The following is a 21,364-nucleotide window of genomic DNA, read 5'->3' as shown; positions in this document are numbered from 1 at the left end:
AATACCGTGGCAGGAGACAAACCATGACAGCAGTACCTTTTCGCAAACTTTGGATGTTCGCCTTGGTGGGTGCCTCCGTGGGCCTGGCCGCCTGTGGAAGTGACGATTCCGCCCTGACAGCGGCAGCACCCAATAATCCGACCAGCCCGAATGAACAGGTAGAGCCCGCCATCGCGGTCGTGGCCAACTTCAAGAATCCCGATGCGGTGCAACGTCAGTTCACCTCCACGGCGTGTACTGACAACGCTACCCAACCCCGGGCTGGCGGCAACAGTTACAGCGTGAACCTGCAATCGGCCAGCGGTCACAATATCGCCTTCACTGTGTTTGAGCCCGCAGAGTTCAATTGTGCATTGGGTAACCCAGTGGTGCTTGAAGGGCACGGGTACGGCGGCTCACGCGCCACAAGTCCTCGCGGCATTATGGGCAAACTGATCGAAGCGGGCGCGGGTGTCATCAGTATTGATCAGCGTGGATTTGGTGAAAGTGGCGGCTCCGTGCGCGTGATGGACCCTGACTTCGAGGGCCAAGATCTGCTGCAAATTCTGGACTGGGCTGAAGACAATCTGGATTGGCTGCGCTACAGCAACAACAAGTCCGCTGGCGATCGCGAATTCAATATGGTGGCTGGCGCAACGGGCGGCAGCTACGGTGGTGGTTATCAATTGCTGATTCACAATGTGGATCCCTTGAAGCGGCTTGATGCGCTGACCCCCGACATTACCTGGAACGACCTGCGCTACAGCCTGAACCCAGGTGGCGCATACGGCATTGAGAATTCCGCACCCACAGAAGGGAGTATCAAACCCACAGGTACCGTGAAATCAGGTTGGGCCTTGTTGCTGGTTGCGGGCGGTGAATCCGGTTCCTTGAGTCCCAAGCTACAGGGAGGCGACCCCATGGCCCTGCAAACCAGCGGTCAGGACAACCTGATTCGAGAAACCTTGTTGCGCGGTGCCACCGCCAATCGTTTCCCTGAAGGTGCGCTGGAGTTTTTCCGTTATCACAGCCCCAGCTATTGGTGTGATGCCGAGGCCGCAGGTGCGCAAACCTTCCTGCAAAGCGAAGTAACACCCGGTCTTGCCCAGAAAACACCAGACCCTGTGGATATTCTGTTTACTCAAGGTTTCCGCGACACCTTGTTCAACTTTAACGATGGTTTTCACAACTTTGCCTGTTATCGCGCACTGAAAGACGGCAAGGGCAAGAAAGCCGATGTACGTTTCCTGACCCACCAAAGTGGCCATATTTTGCCCCTGTCGCCTTCTACTGTTCCTGGCCTTGCTGACTTGACTGAGCAAGGTGCGCAAAACGGCCTGAATGAAATTGAATTCCAGAAACCGGGTGGTCCTTTTGCGTGTGGTGACCTTTCCATTTCTGAAGCCCAGTTTGCGTTTCTGATTGAAAAATTATTTACACCCCAGGAAGTTGCAGCCATTAAAAACGCCAGCGATTCCAATGCATTCACCACCTTGGCGGCCAACAAGGGCAAAGTGTGCCTGAGCTTGAACGACGATGTTGGACAAGGCAAGGCATCAGAGAACGCTGCTGTCTGGGTGAACGAAAACACACTGTTTTCCAAATTGGGACCTGCGGCCAAAGGGCAGGCTACGAAAGCCAACTTGCAACCCATCACAGTTGATTTCACACCCGGTGCCGATCCGCTGACCGTGCTGACCAGTGCTGCCACTGGAATTCTGCGCTATCCATTTGCACCCGCTGTTTTGCCGATTGCATTGCCTGCCGGAGTGAACACCGTGGCAGGTATTCCAACCGCCACCTTTGAAATTGCCCCGCCGGTGGACATGCTCATGAACCCCGTGTGCAATGAAATTTACGCCGCTACAGCCATGCTGCCCCTTGGGTTGGCCGGCTTGGAACCTGGTTGCGATCCCATGCTGTTTGTTGGCCTTGGTGTCAACAGAAATGGCGCTTGGCGTTTGATCGATGATCAGGTAACACCCATTCGCGGTTTTGGTAAACGCCATGTCGAAATGACCGGTGTGGCTGAACGTCTCGCCGAAGGCGAAACACTGGGCTTGCTGGTTTATGGGTACCATCCGCAATATTTGGCAACCGCCTCGCGAGACCTGGTTACCCCCGTGGTGGCCCTACGTGGCACTTTGAATTTGCCCACATTGCAAAATTTAATGCCATAATCCGGCTGTTAATCGATTACTAGCAGCGCCCACTCCATGTGGGCGCGCTCATTTCCAGTGAAAAACCAAGCCAAAGCAGCAGCGATAGAGAATACCCAGGGTGTGCGCCCAGCAATGCAAGCGCGCAGTCTTCAAAAGCGACACGACCTGCTCAAGGCCGGAAGAAAGCTGTTGCACACCCGCGTGCTCGAGGAAATTTCCATCAAAGACATTTGCACCGAAGCAGGGTGCACCGTGGGTTCTTTTTACAGTCGCTTTGAAGACAAGGAAAGTTACTTCGACGCATTGATCGCTGAAAGTTGCCAGGAGTTGCTCATGAGCGCAGCCAGCCAGTTTGACGACCGGAACTGGGTTGGCGTGGAAGGTAAATTGATTTGCGATGAGGTGGTCAGTTTTCTTGTAAGTATTTTTCAGGGTGAATACAGCTCAATTTTGACGGAAGCTTTTATTCGTGAATCCAAAGGGTTTATTGAATCCACACCAATGCGAGATGTCGGTTTTGGTTTTATCACCACGGTTTCAAAACCACTTCTGCAACATATCGATAGCACCGTTCACCCAGACCCCCTGCGGGCCTTGGCGTTTGCCATTCAGGTGGTTTATGGCGCACTTCACAATGCCCGCTTGCGCGACGCAGGCCCCATCAAGTTCCGCACTCAAGAATTTGAAACGCGAATTCAGAATGTGGTAAGTCGCTACCTTGGAATCAAGTCCTGACAAGCCTTGTAGTGAAATTACTACTAAATTACGAGGATTGACAATTCGCGCAACATTTCATGTTACTCCAGTGGTACATTTTTAGATAAGGCGCTCTAAATAACTAAAACTGTAATTACGGTTTTATTTTTCCGAAAGCTGCTTTACACTAAGCAAAAATTAGCAAAAAGCATCAATCAAGGTGCATTACTGGAGGTGACATGTCTTACTTTTCTCAAGGTTCTCGAAGTTCCCCATAACTAAATGTTGGTTCGCGCCTTTTGCAGGCCGGAACAACTATTCGATTTTTCAGTTGATTTTCCGACATCCTTGGTTTGAGGGTGAATCGGCAATCGCAGGTGTATTGCACCTGTCTACTCGATAAATATTTGGGGGCTACATGAACAAACATTCTTTTTCTAAAACAAGAACACACGTTGCCGTGCGCAACATGATCGCAGCAGGGTTGTTTGCTGCGGCGGTAATGCCCGTGCAGGCGGCGCAATTCAAGGTTGGCGATTTTGACCTGAGCGTAAACTCAACAGTGACCGCGGGTACCAGTTTCCGGGTGGAAGGCCAGGATTTGGCGTTGATTGGTCGTAATAACACGACAGCGAGCGGTGAACGGGGCACGGGGTTATCCAATACCGGTGACGACGGCAACTTGAACTTTCAGAAAGGTGACACTTTTTCGACGATTATAAAAGGTGTACACGACTTCGAATTGAAGAAAGACAATTACGGTTTTTTCTCTCGCGTGAAGTGGTTCTATGACTACACGCTGAGCAAGAAAGACGTATTCCACGGCCACGAGCCAACAGGCAATGCCCGTAACCAGCGCTTGGAAGACAGTGGTTTTCACCCCTATGCGCGTTTCGATGGTATCGACGTGCTGGATGCGTTTGGTTACATCAACACCAATGTAGGTGGCATGCCGCTTGACTTGCGTCTTGGTAAGCAAGTGATTAGCTGGGGTGAAAGCACCTTCATTTTGAGCCCAATCGCTGGTTTGAATACGCTGGACGTCTCCGCTTTTCGTCGCCCTGGCGCGGAACTGAAAGAAGGTTTCACGCCCTCAGAAATGCTTTATGCCAACTTGGGCCTGACGGATACAACTAGCCTGGAAGGTTTTGTGCAACTGAAATGGCGCAAAACGGTACCAGAGGGTTGTGGTACTTACTTCTCATCGTCGGACTTTGCCGCAGATGGTTGCGATCGCTTGGCATTCAATTCAAATCCACTGCCAGCGCCCGCGCCTCCCGGGACCTTCTTGCCCGATCAAACGCAACTTGCCGCAGGTGTTTTTGTGAAACGAGTTGAAGATCGTCAGCCCGACGATGGTGGCCAGTTCGGTTTGGCGTTGCGTAGCTATTTTGAATCGCTTGATGCGGAGCTGGGTGCTTATGCAATGCAGTACCACAGCCGCTTGCCCTTGGCCAGTTTGAGTAAAGGTAATTTGGGAACTACACCCACGGCGCCTACTGCTGGCACAACGTTCGGCCCAACTGCAAGCTCGGGTTATGTAATTGATTACCCCGAGGACATACAGGTGTTTGGCGCAAGTTTTGCCACCAATGTGGGCGGCTGGGCTTGGTCTGGTGAAGTTTCTATGGCCAAAGACCTTCCAATTCAAATTAATGCAAACGATTTGTTGGCAGCAGGTTTGACCAACGGTGCCCCCGGAAGTGCACCAACGCCACTGGCCCAGCGCGTAAACAGTGCTCCCGATAACACCATCGTGAATGGTTTCGACCGTTTCGACGTCACGCAAATCCAGAATACCTTCATCAAAACCTTCGACCGTGCCTTGGGCTCAAGTCAAGTGGTATTCGTGGGTGAAGTTGCAGCTGTAATAGTTGATGACCTGCCTGAGGTAACTACAAGCAATGCAACATCAGGCATCCGCTACGGTCGTGCAGCTGTGTTCGGTTCTGCTGGTGCAAGTGGAGACAAAAACGGTTTCGTCACCGAATTTGCCTGGGGTTATCGCCTGCGTACCGCCGCAACTTACCGCGATGTGTTCTTGGGAATCGATTTGATTCCGACATTGGCATGGTCACACGACGTAGATGGTTATTCACCTGAACCTGGCCAGGCTTTCAATGAAGGCCGTCAATCGGTGGGCTTGGGCTTGGGCTTTGAATTTGATGCCAACACCAAGGCATCAATCAACTACACCACGTTTACCAATGCGGCTAATTACGATGTACTTCGCGACCGCGATTTCATCTCACTGAGCGCATCCTACTCATTCTAAGAACAGAGACACACTGGAGGAATTTTTATGTTGAAGTTTCAAACAAAAATCACAGCACTGGCTCTGGCAGGCTTGTTCGCTGTTGGCACCGCGCAAGCGGCTGTCAGCGCGCAAGAAGCCGCAAAGCTGGGCACAACCCTGACTGAATTTGGTGCTGAAAAGGCGGGCAATGCCGCCGGCACCATTCCAGCCTACACGGGTGGTTTGACCAAGGCGCCTGCTGGCTACAAAACAGGCCAGCACTTGGTTGATCCGTTCGCCAGTGAAAAGCCATTGTTCACCATCACTGGTGCCAATGCTGAGCAATACAAAGCCAACCTGTCACCAGGTCAGCTGGAAATGCTGAAAAAGTACCCCACATTCAAAATGAATGTGTATAAATCCCATCGCTCTACTGCGTATCCCAAGAAAGTTCTGGACGCAGCCAAGAAGAACGCCACTAACGCAAAAACTGAAAACGACGGTAACTCCATCGTTGGTTTTGAGCAGGCCATTCCATTCCCGATTCCACAAAATGGTGTTGAGGTAATCTGGAACCACCTGACTCGTTATCGTGGCGGTGCGGCCAAGCGCGATTTCGTGCAGGTGCCCGTTGAGCGCGACGGCTCTTTCATTATTAACCGGATTGAAGACACGCTGGTGTTCCCTCGTAACCTGCCCAATTTCTACAAGGCTGGTGAAGATGACAACATCAACTTCTACTTCTATCAAATCCTGAAGAGCCCTGTTTCCGTATCAGGTAACGTGCTGTTGGTACACGACACACTGGACCAAGTGAAGGAAGGACGTCGTGCCTGGGCCTACAATGCGGGTCAGCGTCGTGTACGTCGCGCACCCCAGGTGGCCTACGACTCACCAGGTACAGCGGCTGATGGCCTGCGTACAACCGACAACTACGATTTGTACAACGGTGCACCAGACCGTTACGAGTGGAAGTTGAAGGGCAAGAAGGAATTGTTTATCCCTTACAACTCCTATCGTTTGGCCAACAACAAACTGACCTACAAGGAAATTCACCAGCCACTGCACATGAACCCAGAGTTCCTGCGCTATGAGTTGCACCGTGTGTGGGAAGTAGAAGCAACCTTGAAGGATAGCGCACGTCACATTTACGCCAAGCGCGTGTTCTTCGTGGACGAAGACAACTGGCAGGCCTCTGTTATCGATCACTACGATGGCAAGGGCGCACTGTGGCGCGTTGCTGAAGCCCACAACATCCAGTACTACAACGAAGACGTGCCTTTCTACACCGCAGAGGCGCTGTATGACTTGCAGTCAGGCCGTTACCTCACCATTGGTTTGACCAACGAGGCAGCACAGCCATTCGTGTTCGACTTCACGCCAGACCGCGCAAATTACACACCAGCCGGCCTGCGTCGACTCGGCGTACAGTAATCGCTAGGTAAATTCAGGCTACAGGGGGCATGCGCTCTTTGTAGCCTTTTTTTAATTTCAAAGGATTTTCAATGTTTCTCCGGAATCGTTTTTCTAACAGGGCAGTTTCCACCCTGCTGCTCGGCGGCGTTGTATGCGCTGGCCTGATTGGTTATGGCGGCCTGTCTTCGGCCAAGGTCGATTTGTTACAAATACCGGCAATTCCAAGTGTTAATGCAACCCGATCTTTGCTGCTGGATGTTGAACGCGTGGGCAACAAGCTGTTTGCAACCGGTGAGTTTGGGCAAATATTGAAAAGCGAAGACAACGGAAAAACCTGGATTGCAGGCAAGGTGCCTGTGTCGATTACGCTGACATCGGTTGCTTTTGACAACGACGCTCTTGGCTATGCCGTTGGGCACGATGGCGTGGTTCTGAAAACTGAAGACGGCGGAGTGAATTGGACAAAGCTGATCGACGGCGCAACGATTAACCAGTTCGTGCTGGACATTGCTCAAGCAAAAGCAGATGGCTTGCAAGAACAACTGGATAAGCTGCCCGAGAACGCTGCGCCTGAAGAGCGTGAAAGGCTTGAGATTGCAGCAGAAGAAGCCATGTTTTCTCTGGATCTTGCGCAAGGCGATTTCGAAGTTGGTCCATCCAAGCCTTTGCTGGATGTGATCGTGAATGGCAATGGCAATGTATTTGTAGCGGGTGCATATGGTCAGTTGCTAAAAAGCACCGACCAGGGCGCCACCTGGGAATACCTGGGTGACCGCACCAATAACCCCACCAACTACCACTTCAACACCATGATGTTGAGTAAAACCGGAGAAATCTGGGTGGGTGGTGAGCAGGGTACCGTGCTGGTGAGTGCTGACGAAGGTGAAACCTGGGCAACACGTAAAATTGATTACGACGGGTCTGTATTTGCCCTGGTCGAAGCGCCCGACACGCGCACTGTGGTCGCCGTTGGCCTAAGAGGCAACGCGTTTCGACTTCCTTTTGGCAGCAGTCAGTGGGAATCAGTAAACACAAATTTGCGGGAAACATTCAGCGGCGCAACTGTATTGAACGATGGCTCCGTTGTGGTGGTCGGCTCGCGCGGCATTTTGGCGCGCAGTACCGATGACTTCCGGTCCATTCAAGTCACGCGTCGTTCCGACAAACTGCCTTCGGCCAGTGTTGTGCAATTGAATGACCAGGAAATTCTGTTGGCGGGTATGCGCGGTTTTAAAACCTTGTCCCTGTCTGAATTCAAGTAAACAGACCCCTCAAACGGATCCAATTAAAAATGACTTCTCCAGATAAAGACATTAAGGCGAATGCGCCGTTAGCCGAGCGGCTGGTTTTCAACAATCGCGTGCTCGTCATTCTATTAATGGTATTGGCTACAGCTATATTGGCATGGCAGGCAACGCAACTGAAAGTGGCCGCCAGTTTCGAAAAAATGATTCCGACCAAGCACGAGTATGTGGTCAATTTCCTTGAAAACAGAGACGATCTAACCAGCCTTGGCAATGTGGTGCGCGTGACCGTACAAGCCAAGGAAGGCGATATATTCACGCCTGAGTACCTGGAAACCCTGAAGCAGGTTACCGACAAAGCGTTTTATATTCCTGGTGTGAACCGGCCTGAAATGGCGTCTTTGTGGACCGCAAACACACGCTGGACCTCAGTAACCGAGGAAGGTCTTGAAGGTGGTCAGGTTATTCCTGCCACCTACAACGGCGATGCTGAAAGTATTGCGCAAGTGCGTCAGAACGTAGAGCTTTCCGGTCAAATTGGTCGATTGGTGGGCAACGATTTCAAAAGCACTATTGTGTATTTGCCACTGTTGGAAATTAATCCGGAAACCGGCAACCGACTTGATTACAAAGAATTCTCAGAGCGCATTGAAACAGAGCTGCGCGACGAATTCAATTCCGACAAAATTGAAATTCGGGTGACCGGTTTTGCGAAAATTGTGGGTGATCTAATTGAGGGTGCAACTCAGGTTGTCATGTTCTTCGGCGTGGCGGTGCTGATCACTCTGGTTATGCTGTTCTTGTATTCCCGCAGTGTGAAAAGTACCCTGGCCACCCTGGCTTGTTCAATCACCGCAGTGATTTGGCAGTTGGGTTTGCTCAATGCGTTGGGTATGGGGCTTGATCCTTACTCCATGTTGGTGCCTTTCCTGGTGTTTGCCATCGGCGTGAGCCATGGCGTGCAAATCGTCAATGCAATTGCGCACAAGCAAGGTGAAGGTCACAACAAACTGAATGCTGCTCGTTTGGCATTCCGTAGTTTGTATATTGCGGGCCTCACTGCCTTGTTGTCCGATGGTTTCGGTTTTGCCACCCTGATGGTGATCGATATTCCAGTCATTCGTGATTTGGCCATTGCCGCGTCTGTGGGTGTTGCCGTCATTATTCTCACCAACCTGGTTTTGTTGCCGCTCATCATGAGCTACACGGGAGTAGACAACAAAGCGGTTGCCAAGCTGCAGGAAGCTGAGTCCGGCAGCAACAAGTTGTGGCATTTCATTTCCGGTTTTGCCCAGGCCAAAATGGCCAAAGGCGCTTTGGCAGTGGGCTTGGCCCTGCTGGCATTGGGACTTTGGGGAAACTCCAACGTACAAATTGGTGATTTGGACAAAGGCGCACCTGAGCTGCGTGCGGATTCCCGCTACAACCTGGACAACGCCTATGTCACCGACAACTACTCCACCAGCACTGATGTGTTTGTGGTCATGGTTGAAACCAAAATGGACGGGTGTATCAAGTACAACACGTTGGCCGCAGTTGATTTGTTCCAATGGACCATCGAACAGGTGCCTGGCGTGCAAAGCAGCGTTTCATTGGCTGATCGTTCCAAGTTTGTTATCAGCGCTTACAGCGAAGGTGACATTAAATGGAATGCACTGAACCGCAACCAGTTTGTGTTGAACGGTACCATCAGCGGCATGAACTTGTCCGATGGTTTGTTCAGTTCCGATTGTTCCTTCATGCCCATTATTGTGTTCCTTGAAGATCACAAAGCCGATACCCTGAAGCGGGTCGTGGCTGCTGCTGAAGACTTCATTGCCAAGAATGACACGGGCGACGCCGTATTCAAACTGGCTGCCGGCAATGCCGGTATTGAAGCGGCCACCAACGAAGTGGTTGAGCGTGCCCAAACCGAAATGTTGATCTGGGTGTACGGTGTGGTCGCCATTCTGGTGTGGCTGGCTTTCCGTTCGGTGCGTACCGTCATTTGCATCATTGCTCCCTTGGCACTTACTTCGCTGTTGTGTTCAGCGCTCATGGTTGCACTGGGTATTGGCGTGAAAGTCGCGACATTGCCGGTAATCGCACTGGGTGTGGGTATTGGTGTGGACTATGGCATTTATATCTATGGCAAGCTCGAGGAATACCTGAAGCAGGGCATGCCGTTTGCCGACGCCTACTTTGAAACCCTGAAGTCCACGGGTAAAGCAGTTGTGTTTACTGGCCTGACGCTGGGTATTGGTGTCGCAACCTGGGCATTCTCACCCATCAAGTTTCAAGCTGACATGGGCTTGCTGTTAACCTTCATGTTCTTGTGGAACATGGTGGGTGCAGTGGTATTCCTGCCTGCGCTGGCCTACTTCCTTGATCGTCGGGGCGAAAAAGTGTAATTGTAGTAAGAAAGCTGTAAGTTATTGAAAAAACGGGCTTTATCGGCCCGTTTTTTCATTTCTATACAGTTCATTTGAGGGGGTTGTGTGCAACTGTTCTCACCCCCACAATCGAGTCTCAGTTACTCGGAGATTTGATTGTTGGACCGCGTCGATAACATACAACTGGTCAGTGGACGATTACAGGATGTGTTCGATTGCCAGCAGCGAACCTATCGGTTTAATCCCAATCCCAGCAAACAAGAGCGCATTAGTAACCTTGAGTTGCTCGAAGAGATCATTCTTCGCAACGAAGGCGAGTTACTGGATGCCATGTCGGCTGATTTTGGTCATCGGTCCCGCCATGAATCCACCATGCTGGACATTGTCAGCAGCTTGGCCGCAGTCCGTCACAGCCGCAAACATGTGGGCTTGTGGATGAAGGTGCGCAAAGTGCCCACACCTTTGCAACTGCGCCCGTCTGTGTCTTACATCAAACCCCAACCTCTGGGGGTGATCGGCATTATTACTCCCTGGAATTTTCCGGTGTACCTCAGTTTTGCAGGCCTGGCATCTGCTTTGGCTGCGGGCAACTGCTGCATGCTTAAACCCAGTGAGTACAGTCCGATCACATCCGCTCTGATCGCCCGTTTGCTCGAAAACAATTTTGGTGAAGAGCACGTTGCTGTGATTGAAGGCGATGAAACCGTGGCGGCTGCTTTCTCCCGCTTGCCCTTTGATCACCTGTTGTTCACGGGTTCTCAAAGGGTAGGGCGTATGGTGGCCAAAGCCGCAGCTGAAAACCTGACCCCGGTCACGCTTGAAATGGGTGGAAAGTCGCCCCTGATTGTTGCGCCCAGCGGCAACGTAGCGCAGGCAGCGGCTTGTGCGGCTCATGGCAAAATGATCAATGCTGGGCAAATCTGTGTGGCACCCGATTACGCCATGGTGCATGAAAGCCAGCTCAGGCGTTTCATCTCTGAAGTCAAACGTGCTTCCCACAGGCAATACCCCACAGTTCGCAACAACCCCGATGTGTCCTGTGTCATCAACTCAAAGCACATGGAACGTTTGGGCGATCTGGTTGAAGATGCCCGGAAAAAAGGGGCGGAAATCATCGAAATCAATCCGGCGCACGAAGTGTTCGAGCCCGCAGCCAAGAAATTTCCCCTGACCCTGGTGGTCAACCCAAGCCGCGAAATGCGGGTCATGCAAGAGGAAGTGTTCGGTTCTATTTTGCCAATTCTTTCTTACAACACGCTGGAAGAGGCAGTGGCCCAGGTTCAATCGAAAGAAAGGGCAATTGCGCTTTACCTGTTTGTCAGCAAGCAGGCTGAAAAAGAACTGGTGCTAAGCCAAACAGTGTCGGGTGGTGTTACTGTGAACGATGCCATGTGGCATGTGCTGAACGACAACATGCCTTTTGGTGGTGTGGGTTCCAGCGGCATGGGCGCGTATCACGGCTTGGTGGGTTTCAATGCAATGTCCCAACTTAAACCAGTCCTGGAGCAATCCAGGTTCAATGCGGCACCTCTGCTACGCGCTCCCTATGGCACAGTGTTCGAAAAAGTTGTTAAAGTATTAAAAAAAATCGTCTAAAGGGAGTTTTAAATGCGTCGGGTGGTCTTCAACCAAAAAGGTGGGGTTGGCAAATCCACCATCACCAGCAACCTGGCGGCCATTTCGGCCAACAGCGGCTTGAAAACCCTGTTGATCGATCTTGATCCTCAAGGCAATAGCACCCAGTACATTATGGGGCGCAGCAGTGCCCCTCTAGAATATTCCCTGGCTGATTTCTTTGATCAGGCCTTGAACTTCAAAATTCGTCCCAAGAAAAGTGCGGAATTTGTGGTTGAAACCCCTTATGAAAACCTCGATCTTCTAGGTAGTCACCCCGCGCTCGAAGAGCTTCAAGTCAAGCTTGAGTCGCGTTACAAAATTTTCAAACTGCGCGAAGCCCTCGACGAGTTAAAGGGTCAATACGATCGCGTCTACATCGATACGCCCCCAGCGTTGAATTTCTTTTCGCGCTCGGCACTTATTGCTGCTGATTCGGTGTTGATTCCCTTTGATTGCGATGAATTCTCGCGCCGCGCATTGTATAACCTGATGGACGCGCTCAATGAAATTCGTGCAGACCACAATCCTGCACTCGATGTCGAAGGCATTGTGGTCAATCAATTTCAACCCCGTGCAAGCCTGCCGCAAAAACTCGTCGCCGAGTTGCTGGCAGAAGGCCATCCGGTGTTGAATACTTGCCTTTCTTCTTCCGTGAAAATTCGTGAAAGTCACGAAGCGGCCAAGCCAATGATTCACTTTATGCCGGCACACAAGCTGAGCCATGAATTTGTGGCCATGCACGCTGAAATTGAAGCGGCTGCTGCAAAGCGCAAGAAGAAGGTCGCCTAGGTTTTAAACTGCCTTTGTCATATCTTTGAAACCTGAAAGCTGCACACTCACGTTTTGGAACCAGTTCAACGTGAGTGTATTCAATGCGCCAAGCCATGGTTTGGGTCAACAAGCTGGGTGGGCAGTTCAAGGCAGCCCGCCAGCAGCGACTCCAGAAAAAACTCCAGAAACGCTTGGGTAAGCTGGTCTCCTACGGCTTGTCTTAGGGGCTGTCCCGAGTTAAGTTGCCTCACCCGTTGTGTTCAAATCTCTTGGCCCATCTCAAAACCCCCTGCTGCGTAAACTTGCACGGGGGCTTGCCCGCTTGTCCAGTGCCATGGGCTGGTTGTCCGTTCGCTACCCCATCTACACGCTCGAAGACCGGCTACAGCAATTCAAGGCTTTGAATCTGTCGTTTACCGCGGGAACATTCGTTCGATTCAATGAATTCTTTGTCCCTTATGTGTTCTCAAATTCAGACCGTGACGGTGCTTTTGCACTGGGCACTGTCACCGAATTTCAGCGCGGCCCGCAGTTGCAATTTCTCAAACGCCTGGCGCAAGGGCGTCTGTCAGAAATGGGTGGACGTGGGTTTGTCGACATGGACCATCTCATTCGTCTGCTTGATTTTGGTCGTGCCGCACCCGAAATATGGGCCAACATGCCCAAAAGCAGTCAAGCGTGGGTCGAAGGTTTCGTAGCCGGGCTTAACTGCGTGCAGGCGCAACGAAAGCGTGGAGTCGATGAAAGGTTTCTTGGAATCACCCCCGAACCCTATACCCCTTTGGATATTCTCTTGTTTGGTCGGCTTGCTGGCGCCGATGTGAACTGGCCCATTTATTTTTCATTGATCGAGCATCGTTTGTCCGGAGATTTCATTGAATGGTGGAACCGGTTGCGTCGGGTCGGGGCAGGTGTTTCCACCAGTTTCGATGGCCCTGAACCCGGCAAACCCAGTACAGCTCAGCAAATCGGCGACTTTCTTAACAGCTTGTCCCGCTCAGGCAGCAATTCAATTGTGGTGCATGGCACACGCACTCAAAGTGGCAAACCACTCATGGTGAACGACCCGCACTTGGGGCAGCACCTGCCCAATGTGTGGATGATGGTGGGGCTGCGCACGCCAGGCTACCAATGTGTCGGTTTGATGTTTCCCGGCGTGCCCATTTTGGGGCTTGGGCGAAATTCTGATCTGGCCTGGGGTGGTACAAACTTGCGGGCAGCATCATCTGACCTGGTTCGTCTGGACGAAACCACCATTCGAAATACAGTCGAGCAACTGGTAAAAATCAAGGTCCGGTTTTCGTGGTCCAGAACCAGAAGGCTGAGGTTTTCTCCCCACGGCCCAGTGCTCACCGATTGCGCCGCTTTGGGGCGATTGTGCGGCAAAGACAACCTGGCCTTGCGTTGGGCGGGGCATTGGCCCACCGACGAGATCACCAGTTTCTTGCACGGCATGCAGGCACACAATGTGGCGCAGTTGCAAAAAGCCATGCATGGAGTGGGCGTCACACCGCTTAATGTGCTGGGCGCAGATACCACCGGCAATATTGGGCACGTGTTGGCGGCTACTTTGCCCAAACGCCCCGGGTTTCCCGAAGACGACTGGGTATTGCCCGAGTCCATGGCCAGTGAACATTGGTCGGTGCAAGTGTGTGCACGCGATTTCCCAAGCGTGATCAATCCCGCCGCCGGGTTTATCGTGTCTGCCAACAACCGGCCTTCGGAAGTCACGGGTTTGGGCTTCTTGTTCAATGGCGATGATCGTGTCATGCGTGCACGGGCCTTGTTCAATTCACAAAAACGCTTAAGTCCCCAGGCATTGTTAACCTTGCAGTTGGATGTAACTTCTCCGTTGGCGGATCAATTGTCGAGTCGTCTGGCAGATTTTTGTCGTCCGCACTTACAAAGCAGTGAACAAAAAGTGCTGTGCAATTCGATCGACCTGTGGGGTGGTGCCTACACGGCAGACAGTTTTGCTGCCCTTCAGTTTGAGTTTTTGTTGGCCGCTTTGGTGAAGCAGTTGTCGGTTTTGCGCCACGCGGGCCGAACGCCCAGCTTGATGGATCAGTGGTCTTATCTGTCTGCCTGTTTGATGGAAGACCTTGAAAATCTCACAGACACTGAACGGGCAAGCGTGGTGCCATTGTGTGTTGATGAGGCAAACCGCAGGGCGCAGCACTGGCAACTTTGGGGTAATTTGCACAAAATCCGATTGCGCCATGTGTTGGGCCATGTTCCCTTGCTGGGCAAGCTGTTCTCGTCCAAATCGTTTCCTGCTGCGGGTTCGCGTGAAACCTTGATGAAAAATGCACACAATCTGATTCGGGGTTTTGATGAAACCAGTTACGGGTCTCAAAGCAGGCATCTCTCTGACCTTTCTGATCCTGACGAGAATTATTTTGTCTTGCTAGGTGGGCAAGACGGTTGGGTTGGCAGTCAATTGCTTATAGATCAAATCCCGCTTTGGCAAACCCGTCAGAGTATTCAGATGCCGTTGCGGCCAAGCCGCATTGAACAACTTTTTCCCCACTGCGCAGGCAGGTTAGAATAAATTCTCGATATCGCATTAATTTCCTACCGCACAGGATGTCCACCCATGAAAACCATCATCATTAGCAGCCGCAAAGGCGGGGCTGGCAAAACAACGCTCTCTTTGAATCTTGCCGCCTTGGCAAGCCAACAGGGCAAGAAAAAAGTAGCTTTGCTTGATCTTGATCCACAAGGTTCCAGCCGTTTTTGGGATTCGCTGCGCGAGGCCGATTACCCCGATGTGCGCAAGGTGGGTTTCAATGACATCGTCATTGTGCTTTCGGAACTTGATGATGAGGGATATGACTATGTTTTCATCGACATGCCCCCAACAGATAAAAAATGGGTCAAAGACGCCATGGAGCATGCTGATCTGGTGCTGATCCCGACCAAGGCCAGTCCGCTTGATATTCACAGTGCAAGCAGTACCCTTGAATGGGCCTCTGATGCTGGCAGCAAAGTAACCTGGGTCATCAACGGTGCATCGGTCTTTAGCAGCACACCCGAAATTGTATTTGAGCAACTCAAGACCACAGCCAAAATTTGCCGCACTATTGTGCACGAGCGCAACGATTTTGTGATCAGTGTTGGTTTGGGTAAATCCGTTAACGAATTTGCACCCAACTCCAAGGCTGCGGCGGAAATTGAAAGCTTGTGGAAAGACGTCAAAGGCTTGCTTGGCAGGGGCTAAGTACCGGCGCTGCACCAAAACAGACCATGTCGTCATCGGGTTTCTGGCACCCAAATTGCTAAATAACTTCCAGCTATCAAAAGGAGGGGGCAATGACCACGGTGCTGATTGTCGATTCGGACAAGGATTCTCGCTTGGCGCTGGAAGCTCAATTAATTGCGTCTAACCAGTTCGAGCGAGTCTTGTCCTGCCCAGGCCTGCAAACAGCCGAAGCTTCAATCGATGCATATGAAGTAAAGGTCATGTTGGTCGATGCCGAGCAGGCCAGCCAATCTCCCTTGCTTCAGCATATCAAGGCAAATAACCCAGAGCTGGGCGTTGTTTTGCTTCAGGGTAAAACCGGCGTTATCGATAGTGCAACCTTGCTGGAATTGGGGGCACATGCACAAACTTCACGCCTTGCCGCGCCCATGGAAATTATTGTCAGTGTGGCCAAGGCTTTGGTGGGTCGTCTAAAGCCTGGCAAGCGCATTCTTGAAAAATTTCTCAAAGACGGTAAGTGAGCCTGTACTGAAAACCTGATCTAGACGCTGAATCGCCCTTAGCTTCAGATATCAAATTCACTGTTTTTCGTGCAGAATCAAGCTTGTTTGTCTTTGCTGCACCGACATGTCTTTAAAAGATTTCAACCACGCTTCCTCGTCATTTCGCCAACGCGGAGCCATGACCATTCTCACAGTGTTCATCATGCTGATGACAGTGGGTGCCTTGGCTGTGTTGGGTTTGGGTCAAATTGTTTGGGAAAAAGAGGAAGTGCAACGAATCGCAGACCTTGCTGCCAAAGCGGCAGCCAGCGATATTGGCAATGCTCCTCAGGGTTTTACAGCAGCGGTGGATTACGCAAGGCGCAATGGTCTTGATGACACCACTGACAGCATCTCGATCAGTTGCAATGTTCGCGGCACAGACACCTTATTGCCCGCTAACGCTTGTGACCGTTCTGTGTTGGTGCGCGTGGTGCGCAATGTGCCTGCTGCGTTTCTGGGTACCGAGCCTGTTGTGGCTGTGGCCGAGGCCACAGTGGCACCGGTCATCTCCGGTTTGGTGGGCACCAATTTGTTGGCATTGAATTTGAATGGTTCCAGCCTGTCTCCATTGATGAGTGCGATTGGTACTCAATTGAATCTTAATTTGTTGGGATTTCGGGGTCTCTTGGCCTCCAATGCCCAAGTGGACTTGCTGCAATTGGGCGTTGAGTTGGGTGCATTCAGTGCGGGCGATCAATTGGATATGGCCCGTTTGTTGAATACGCAGGTTACAGCAGCAGGTTTGCTGGATGCCGCACTGAATGTCGCCGGTCCGGAGGCACCTGTCATTGCAATACCCGGTAGCGGTCCGGCAGATACAGTCAGTTTCTTGTTGAGAGATATATTGGCCGCAGACACCAGCGGCGACTCCGAGTTCGCAGGTGCGTCGGTGCGTTTGGGTAATTTGGCTTTCGCATCCAGCTTTGCCGCGGCTCGCGGCGTGGGTGGAAATGGTATTCGCCTGAATTTGGGCAATACTTTGAATGTCTCAGTGCTTAGTCCTCCCCAGCTGTTTGTGGCCACTAAGCTGAACAATGACGGCAGGGTTATCGCTACTGCTCGCACTGAACAAATTGCAGTGTCTACACGAATCAGTGGTTTGTTGGATTTGCAGGTAACAGCAGGTGGCGGTTCAGTTGATATTAAAGACATTGATTGCAAACTACCCCAATCAGATTCTGCTGTTATTGTCGATCTCGATTCAACTCCTATTTCCTCGGTTTTGGTATTTCCTTCGCTACCTTTATTGGGGCAAGGACAACGCACCGTCCGTGCCAATGTGGGAAGTGGTAGTGCAAACGATGTTTCAATGGTGGGTTATCCAGATCCCATCGTGACAACTTCCTATAGTTTCGAGGCGTCCCAAGGCGTTGGCAATTTGCTCGCCAATTTGAACACAGGCGTTAATGCGTTAAATGGAATCTTAACTGTGCTGGCCACCAACCCTACTTTGAACAGCGCTCTAAATTTACTGGGAGCCAGGCTCGATGAAATTCTTGAAGTGTTGGGTCTTGAGACCAATGAAGTTTACGTACAAGTCGACAACATGGATTGCTTCAGCACAGCAGTGCTCACCCGTTGAGTTAAACTTCCCCTACATCAATAAAACGAGGGGTTAAGGCATGGGCGAACAACGGGTTTGGTATGGACTTCAAGCTGGTTTGGTGGTTTTTTGGCTGATCGTGCCCTTGGTCGGGCTGTTGGGGTTCCATGTTCCCTTCCTCACCTTGTTCGCAGCGATCATTTTGCTGGCGCATGTGCTTGAAATTCCTCTGGCAATCAATCGCTTGCGCGCATTGAATTTGCCAGTCGGTAAGGTGGTTCTAAAAACATTGGTGTTTGGTTTTACCTGGTGGCTGCCTTTGAGCAAAGGCTATACCAAAGAATAAAGTCAAGCCGCCCTGGCAGCTTACTTCACGCGAATCACTTTCAAACCGTCGGGCAGCTTTGGTTTGATGCCATTGGGCATCCAAAGATAACCAATGCCGCCAGGCTGTTCTTTAAGCGTGGTAAACAACTCTTCCTTGTTGCCAACTTCTGTCGGTGGCGTGCCTTGGCCGGTGTACCGTCGCACATGCCAATATCCCGTGTAGTCCAGCTCGTTCAAATCCATGATTCGTTCTAAAAACGCATCGCGATCGTTGGTGCCGGGGGCTAAGTTCAAAGGCGTCAATCGATAGCCATTGACCTGGCTCAATCGCCCTTTGTAAATGCTGCGCAGTTCACGAATTGCAATTTCATTGATAGGCAGTGTGGCAGAAGACACCACATACACCTCTGCAGAGGCTGCGCCAACCACGCCCAACATTAGGTACAAGCCGATCGACGCGGCGGCCTTAACAAAACTGGCGGTGCGCATAATCATTGCCACACCCAGTTGTAAGACACGCTCAGGAAATTAAACGTGGTGTTGGGAATGCGGTTGTCGGACAACTGCGGGCGCGTGTTTTTTTCGACGACGTGCTGCAATTCAAGCTTGATCGAGTCCGATGGGCTCAGATTGTATTTGCCACCAATCGCGAATGAGTACTGATCATCGAATTCTGAAATGAATCGACCGTAGCTTCCATAAACTGCGTGTTGTTTAAATACTTTGCGGATCAAAAGAATGTTGCCGCCATGCTCCTCATACTTGGGAGCCGATTGCGTAATTCTTGGCAAGCCACTGCCTGTGATAATTCCGCTTTGGGATGCTGCCAATTCAGTCTGGCTCAACTCTCCGCGCAAGGTGTAAAGATCCCATCGGTATTCAGCACCAAGGTTTGTGAATCTGGCGTTTGCGTCAAGCCGTCCGTCTGTTAATGGAACACCGCCAACTTGAGTCAAGACCCGGTCTACTTCCGCACCGTGGTGTGCAATTTGGATGCGGTAACGTTCACCTTGAACGCTGAGTACCAGGCCGCCAATTTCAAATGAATTCAGCGGAAAGTCCTGGTTAAATCCAGCAAGCCGCTGAACAATATCCCGCTTGCCTGTGATCGCTTGAAATCCCCAATATCTCCCGCCAGCATCCTCAAAGTTGTAATTGGCTGAGAATCCATCCAGCGATAGAACGCCCGCGTTGTAGTAAACCTCTGGGCTTAAGTTGGCTGGCACATAGGTGTGCCCAACGTCGAGATTCTCGGAGTCAAGATAGTAATTAAGTCGTTGGCGACCTAATTTAAAGTGCCAGTTGTCATTGGGCTTGAACTTCAAGAATGCCCAGCGATTGTCAAACTCGACACTTTCATCACGTCTTTGCTTGGGGGCGACCACGTACTGCACCGTTGCACTGAGCTGATCTGACAACTGCACATCCAGTTGCGCACCCAAAATCGAATTGACCTTGAACGTGCCGTCTTCATTGATGAAGCGCAGGTATTTTTGTTCGTTATCACCCTGCGTGTATTGAATCGTGCCAAATCCGCTGAGCGAATAGTCCACCGCCATAGCCTGCGCATGGCATAGCGCCAGGGCAACCGCAAGTGCGGTGACCTTCAACAGCTTGGTCAATGTGGCGGAAAGGTTCAAAAGCAGGCTCAACACATATTATTTTTAGAGTGCAGCCATTATCCGGTGCTTGACGGTCAGAAAACAATCAAAGACCCGAGCGTTCCCGTTTCGTTGTCGACAAAAGGCGACAACAAAATGCTGAAGAAAGCATGGTTTGGTCTGTCAGTACTTGGGGGGGGTAAATTGGGATGGTGGTGGCCGAGGACAGAATCGAACTGCCGACACAAGGATTTTCAATCCTCTGCTCTACCGACTGAGCTACTCGGCCACGCGTTTTCGGTGGTGTTCACTACCGAAGCCCGCAAGTTTATCCGAAACTTTGACGTTGCGCAAACAAGAAATGCAAAATCGCTGTAGCATGTTCAATAATTCACGATGCCGGCCATTTAAAGACCATGAGCAACCCAGTAAGCACGCAGTTTCAGAATACATCCAGTCATGATGTCGCCATCATTGGTTGTGGCGTGGTTGGCCTGGTGGCTTCACTGGTGCTGGCCAGTTCTGGTTTCAAGGTACTGGTGGTGGGGGCTCGTCCGCCCCAGTTTCAGCCCAATCCCGATCAGCGTTTCGATCCCCGGGTATTTGCCTTGTCGCATCGCAGCCAGCGGGTACTCGACCGCTTACGTGTTTGGGACAACATTCCCAGCGAAAAGGTACAACCCGTCACCGAAATGCAGGTATGGGGCGATTCCAATGGTGATGCTCAAGGTCACCTGCGTTTCAATGCCAGCGACACGGGTGTTGATTACCTCACCTGGATTATTGAGCAAAGCTGTCTTTTCGAAGTGCTGTTTTCAGCAATGCGCTATCAGCCCGGCATTGACTGGCTGGATGCGAAAGTCGAGGGACTTTCCCGCGAAAAAGAAGGTTGGGCTGTGGTCACCAACCTGAAAACTGTTCGCGTGCCTTTGCTGATCGCTGCTGACGGCGCTCAAAGCCAAACCCGCAAGCAGGCAGGGCTTGATTTCACGCTGGATGATTACAGCGCCGAGGGTGTTGTAACAACCTTTGCCATTGAAAAGCCACATCACGGTGCAGCCCGTCAATGGTTTGTTGGCGATTCTGTTTTGGCCATGTTGCCCTTGCCTGGTCCCCATGTCTCCATGGTGTGGTCCATGCCCTTGTCCCAGTCTCAGGCCTTGGTTCAACTCAGCCCATCCGACATGGTCAATCGCGTGCAATCCCTCTCCGGTGGAGCAGTTCAGGAACTGTATGGCGACTTGGTGCCTGTGGGTAAAACTTATGCCTTTCCGCTGAAACATGGCGTTGCGCCTGTGTGGTTTGACAATGGGGTTGTGTTGATGGGCGACGCTGCGCATGTTATTCACCCATTGGCAGGGCAGGGTTTGAACCTTGGATTGGAAGACGCCGCCGAGTTGGCCAATTTGCTGACTTCTCGCAAGCGGCTTCTGGCCGTGCAACGCTTGGGCCTCGCAGACGAGCAATTGTGGCGCGCTTGGGAACGCCGCCGCAAGGCTGCCTGTAAACCAGTGCATTTTCTAACAGATGGATTACACACCTTGTTCCGACTTGATTTGCCCGGCGCAGCCTGGGTGCGCAACAAAGGCATGCACCTGGTCAACCAGCTACCCATGCTCAAGCGTTGGTTGTCTCAACAGGCCATGCGGTAAA

At 51.5% G+C, this 21,364-nt stretch carries 17 protein-coding genes and 1 tRNA gene; 15 read left to right on the top strand and 3 right to left on the bottom strand.

What is annotated here, in order from left to right; all coding sequences use genetic code 11:
- The first annotated feature begins 23 nt into the window (after positions 1–23).
- The 14 genes from ACVL1J_RS00170 (at position 24) to ACVL1J_RS00105 (ending at position 18,129) form a co-directional block, all read left to right on the top strand.
- Positions 24–2,159, top strand: coding sequence for a CocE/NonD family hydrolase (locus ACVL1J_RS00170; RefSeq protein WP_341237201.1), 2,136 nt, complete (start codon positions 24–26; stop codon positions 2,157–2,159).
- A gap of 57 nt (positions 2,160–2,216) precedes the next feature.
- Complete coding sequence (locus ACVL1J_RS00165; protein WP_491664995.1) at positions 2,217–2,876, top strand: TetR/AcrR family transcriptional regulator; 660 nt, start codon at positions 2,217–2,219, stop codon at positions 2,874–2,876.
- Between the two features lie 379 nt (positions 2,877–3,255).
- Positions 3,256–5,112 carry a DUF1302 domain-containing protein gene (locus ACVL1J_RS00160; protein WP_341237203.1) on the top strand — a complete coding sequence of 619 codons (1,857 nt, stop codon included), beginning with the start codon at positions 3,256–3,258 and terminating at the stop codon, positions 5,110–5,112.
- 27 nt (positions 5,113–5,139) lie between these two features.
- Complete coding sequence (locus tag ACVL1J_RS00155; RefSeq protein WP_159568236.1) at positions 5,140–6,507, top strand: DUF1329 domain-containing protein; 1,368 nt, start codon at positions 5,140–5,142, stop codon at positions 6,505–6,507.
- A 71-nt stretch (positions 6,508–6,578) separates the two neighbouring features.
- On the top strand, positions 6,579–7,751 hold the full coding sequence (locus ACVL1J_RS00150) for a WD40/YVTN/BNR-like repeat-containing protein (RefSeq protein ID WP_341237204.1): 1,173 nt from the start codon (positions 6,579–6,581) through the stop codon (positions 7,749–7,751).
- Positions 7,752–7,780: 29 nt separating this feature from the next.
- Positions 7,781–10,123: an efflux RND transporter permease subunit gene (locus tag ACVL1J_RS00145; protein WP_341237205.1), complete on the top strand. Its 2,343-nt coding sequence runs from the start codon at positions 7,781–7,783 to the stop codon at positions 10,121–10,123.
- 141 nt (positions 10,124–10,264) lie between these two features.
- A complete protein-coding gene (locus ACVL1J_RS00140; protein WP_341237206.1) occupies positions 10,265–11,701 on the top strand; it encodes a coniferyl aldehyde dehydrogenase in 1,437 nt (478 codons plus the stop codon).
- Positions 11,702–11,713: 12 nt separating this feature from the next.
- Positions 11,714–12,511 carry a ParA family protein gene (locus ACVL1J_RS00135; protein ID WP_341237207.1) on the top strand — a complete coding sequence of 266 codons (798 nt, stop codon included), beginning with the start codon at positions 11,714–11,716 and terminating at the stop codon, positions 12,509–12,511.
- Between the two features lie 83 nt (positions 12,512–12,594).
- Positions 12,595–12,717, top strand: a complete 123-nt coding sequence (locus ACVL1J_RS00130) for a hypothetical protein (RefSeq protein ID WP_256366096.1) — start codon at positions 12,595–12,597, stop codon at positions 12,715–12,717.
- Between the two features lie 98 nt (positions 12,718–12,815).
- Positions 12,816–15,044 carry a penicillin acylase family protein gene (locus ACVL1J_RS00125; RefSeq protein ID WP_341237208.1) on the top strand — a complete coding sequence of 743 codons (2,229 nt, stop codon included), beginning with the start codon at positions 12,816–12,818 and terminating at the stop codon, positions 15,042–15,044.
- Between the two features lie 45 nt (positions 15,045–15,089).
- Positions 15,090–15,713, top strand: a complete 624-nt coding sequence (locus ACVL1J_RS00120; RefSeq protein ID WP_159568242.1) for a ParA family protein — start codon at positions 15,090–15,092, stop codon at positions 15,711–15,713.
- A gap of 92 nt (positions 15,714–15,805) precedes the next feature.
- On the top strand, positions 15,806–16,216 hold the full coding sequence (locus tag ACVL1J_RS00115; protein WP_341237209.1) for a DNA-binding transcriptional response regulator: 411 nt from the start codon (positions 15,806–15,808) through the stop codon (positions 16,214–16,216).
- A gap of 106 nt (positions 16,217–16,322) precedes the next feature.
- Positions 16,323–17,822: a pilus assembly protein TadG-related protein gene (locus tag ACVL1J_RS00110; protein ID WP_341237210.1), complete on the top strand. Its 1,500-nt coding sequence runs from the start codon at positions 16,323–16,325 to the stop codon at positions 17,820–17,822.
- Positions 17,823–17,862: 40 nt separating this feature from the next.
- On the top strand, positions 17,863–18,129 hold the full coding sequence (locus ACVL1J_RS00105; RefSeq protein ID WP_159568245.1) for a hypothetical protein: 267 nt from the start codon (positions 17,863–17,865) through the stop codon (positions 18,127–18,129).
- A gap of 20 nt (positions 18,130–18,149) precedes the next feature.
- On the opposite strand, the gene ACVL1J_RS00100 is transcribed toward ACVL1J_RS00105, so the two are convergent.
- From ACVL1J_RS00100 to ACVL1J_RS00090, 3 genes are all read right to left on the bottom strand, one after another.
- The gene (locus tag ACVL1J_RS00100; RefSeq protein WP_341237211.1) at positions 18,150–18,605 is read right to left on the bottom strand and encodes a hypothetical protein; all 456 of its coding nucleotides are present in this window, start codon (positions 18,603–18,605) and stop codon (positions 18,150–18,152) included.
- Entirely contained in the window at positions 18,602–19,750 is a 1,149-nt protein-coding gene (locus ACVL1J_RS00095) for a hypothetical protein (protein ID WP_341237212.1), read from the bottom strand. Before ACVL1J_RS00095 ends, ACVL1J_RS00100 begins: the two co-directional genes overlap by 4 nt.
- Before the next feature lie 174 nt (positions 19,751–19,924).
- Positions 19,925–20,000 (bottom strand) — tRNA-Phe (locus ACVL1J_RS00090).
- A gap of 127 nt (positions 20,001–20,127) precedes the next feature.
- On the opposite strand from ACVL1J_RS00090, the gene ACVL1J_RS00085 reads away from it, so the two are divergent.
- Positions 20,128–21,363 (top strand): FAD-dependent monooxygenase, encoded by a 1,236-nt coding sequence (locus tag ACVL1J_RS00085; RefSeq protein WP_341237213.1) that lies wholly within the window; start codon positions 20,128–20,130, stop codon positions 21,361–21,363.
- Position 21,364 lies beyond the last annotated feature (1 nt).

The organism is Limnobacter sp. G6BE5S, from assembly GCF_058448965.1.
This window is presented reverse-complemented; position numbering and strand designations above follow the sequence as displayed.

Coding starts and splice junctions, on each gene's coding strand:
- ACVL1J_RS00170 (WP_341237201.1), top strand. CDS start 24: ATGACAGCAGTACCTTTTCGCAAACTTTGGATGTTCGCCTTGGTGGGT.
- ACVL1J_RS00160 (WP_341237203.1), top strand. CDS start 3,256: ATGAACAAACATTCTTTTTCTAAAACAAGAACACACGTTGCCGTGCGC.
- ACVL1J_RS00155 (WP_159568236.1), top strand. CDS start 5,140: ATGTTGAAGTTTCAAACAAAAATCACAGCACTGGCTCTGGCAGGCTTG.
- ACVL1J_RS00150 (WP_341237204.1), top strand. CDS start 6,579: ATGTTTCTCCGGAATCGTTTTTCTAACAGGGCAGTTTCCACCCTGCTG.
- ACVL1J_RS00145 (WP_341237205.1), top strand. CDS start 7,781: ATGACTTCTCCAGATAAAGACATTAAGGCGAATGCGCCGTTAGCCGAG.
- ACVL1J_RS00135 (WP_341237207.1), top strand. CDS start 11,714: ATGCGTCGGGTGGTCTTCAACCAAAAAGGTGGGGTTGGCAAATCCACC.
- ACVL1J_RS00130 (WP_256366096.1), top strand. CDS start 12,595: ATGCGCCAAGCCATGGTTTGGGTCAACAAGCTGGGTGGGCAGTTCAAG.
- ACVL1J_RS00120 (WP_159568242.1), top strand. CDS start 15,090: ATGAAAACCATCATCATTAGCAGCCGCAAAGGCGGGGCTGGCAAAACA.
- ACVL1J_RS00115 (WP_341237209.1), top strand. CDS start 15,806: ATGACCACGGTGCTGATTGTCGATTCGGACAAGGATTCTCGCTTGGCG.
- ACVL1J_RS00110 (WP_341237210.1), top strand. CDS start 16,323: ATGTCTTTAAAAGATTTCAACCACGCTTCCTCGTCATTTCGCCAACGC.
- ACVL1J_RS00105 (WP_159568245.1), top strand. CDS start 17,863: ATGGGCGAACAACGGGTTTGGTATGGACTTCAAGCTGGTTTGGTGGTT.
- ACVL1J_RS00100 (WP_341237211.1), bottom strand. CDS start 18,605: ATGATTATGCGCACCGCCAGTTTTGTTAAGGCCGCCGCGTCGATCGGC.
- ACVL1J_RS00085 (WP_341237213.1), top strand. CDS start 20,128: ATGAGCAACCCAGTAAGCACGCAGTTTCAGAATACATCCAGTCATGAT.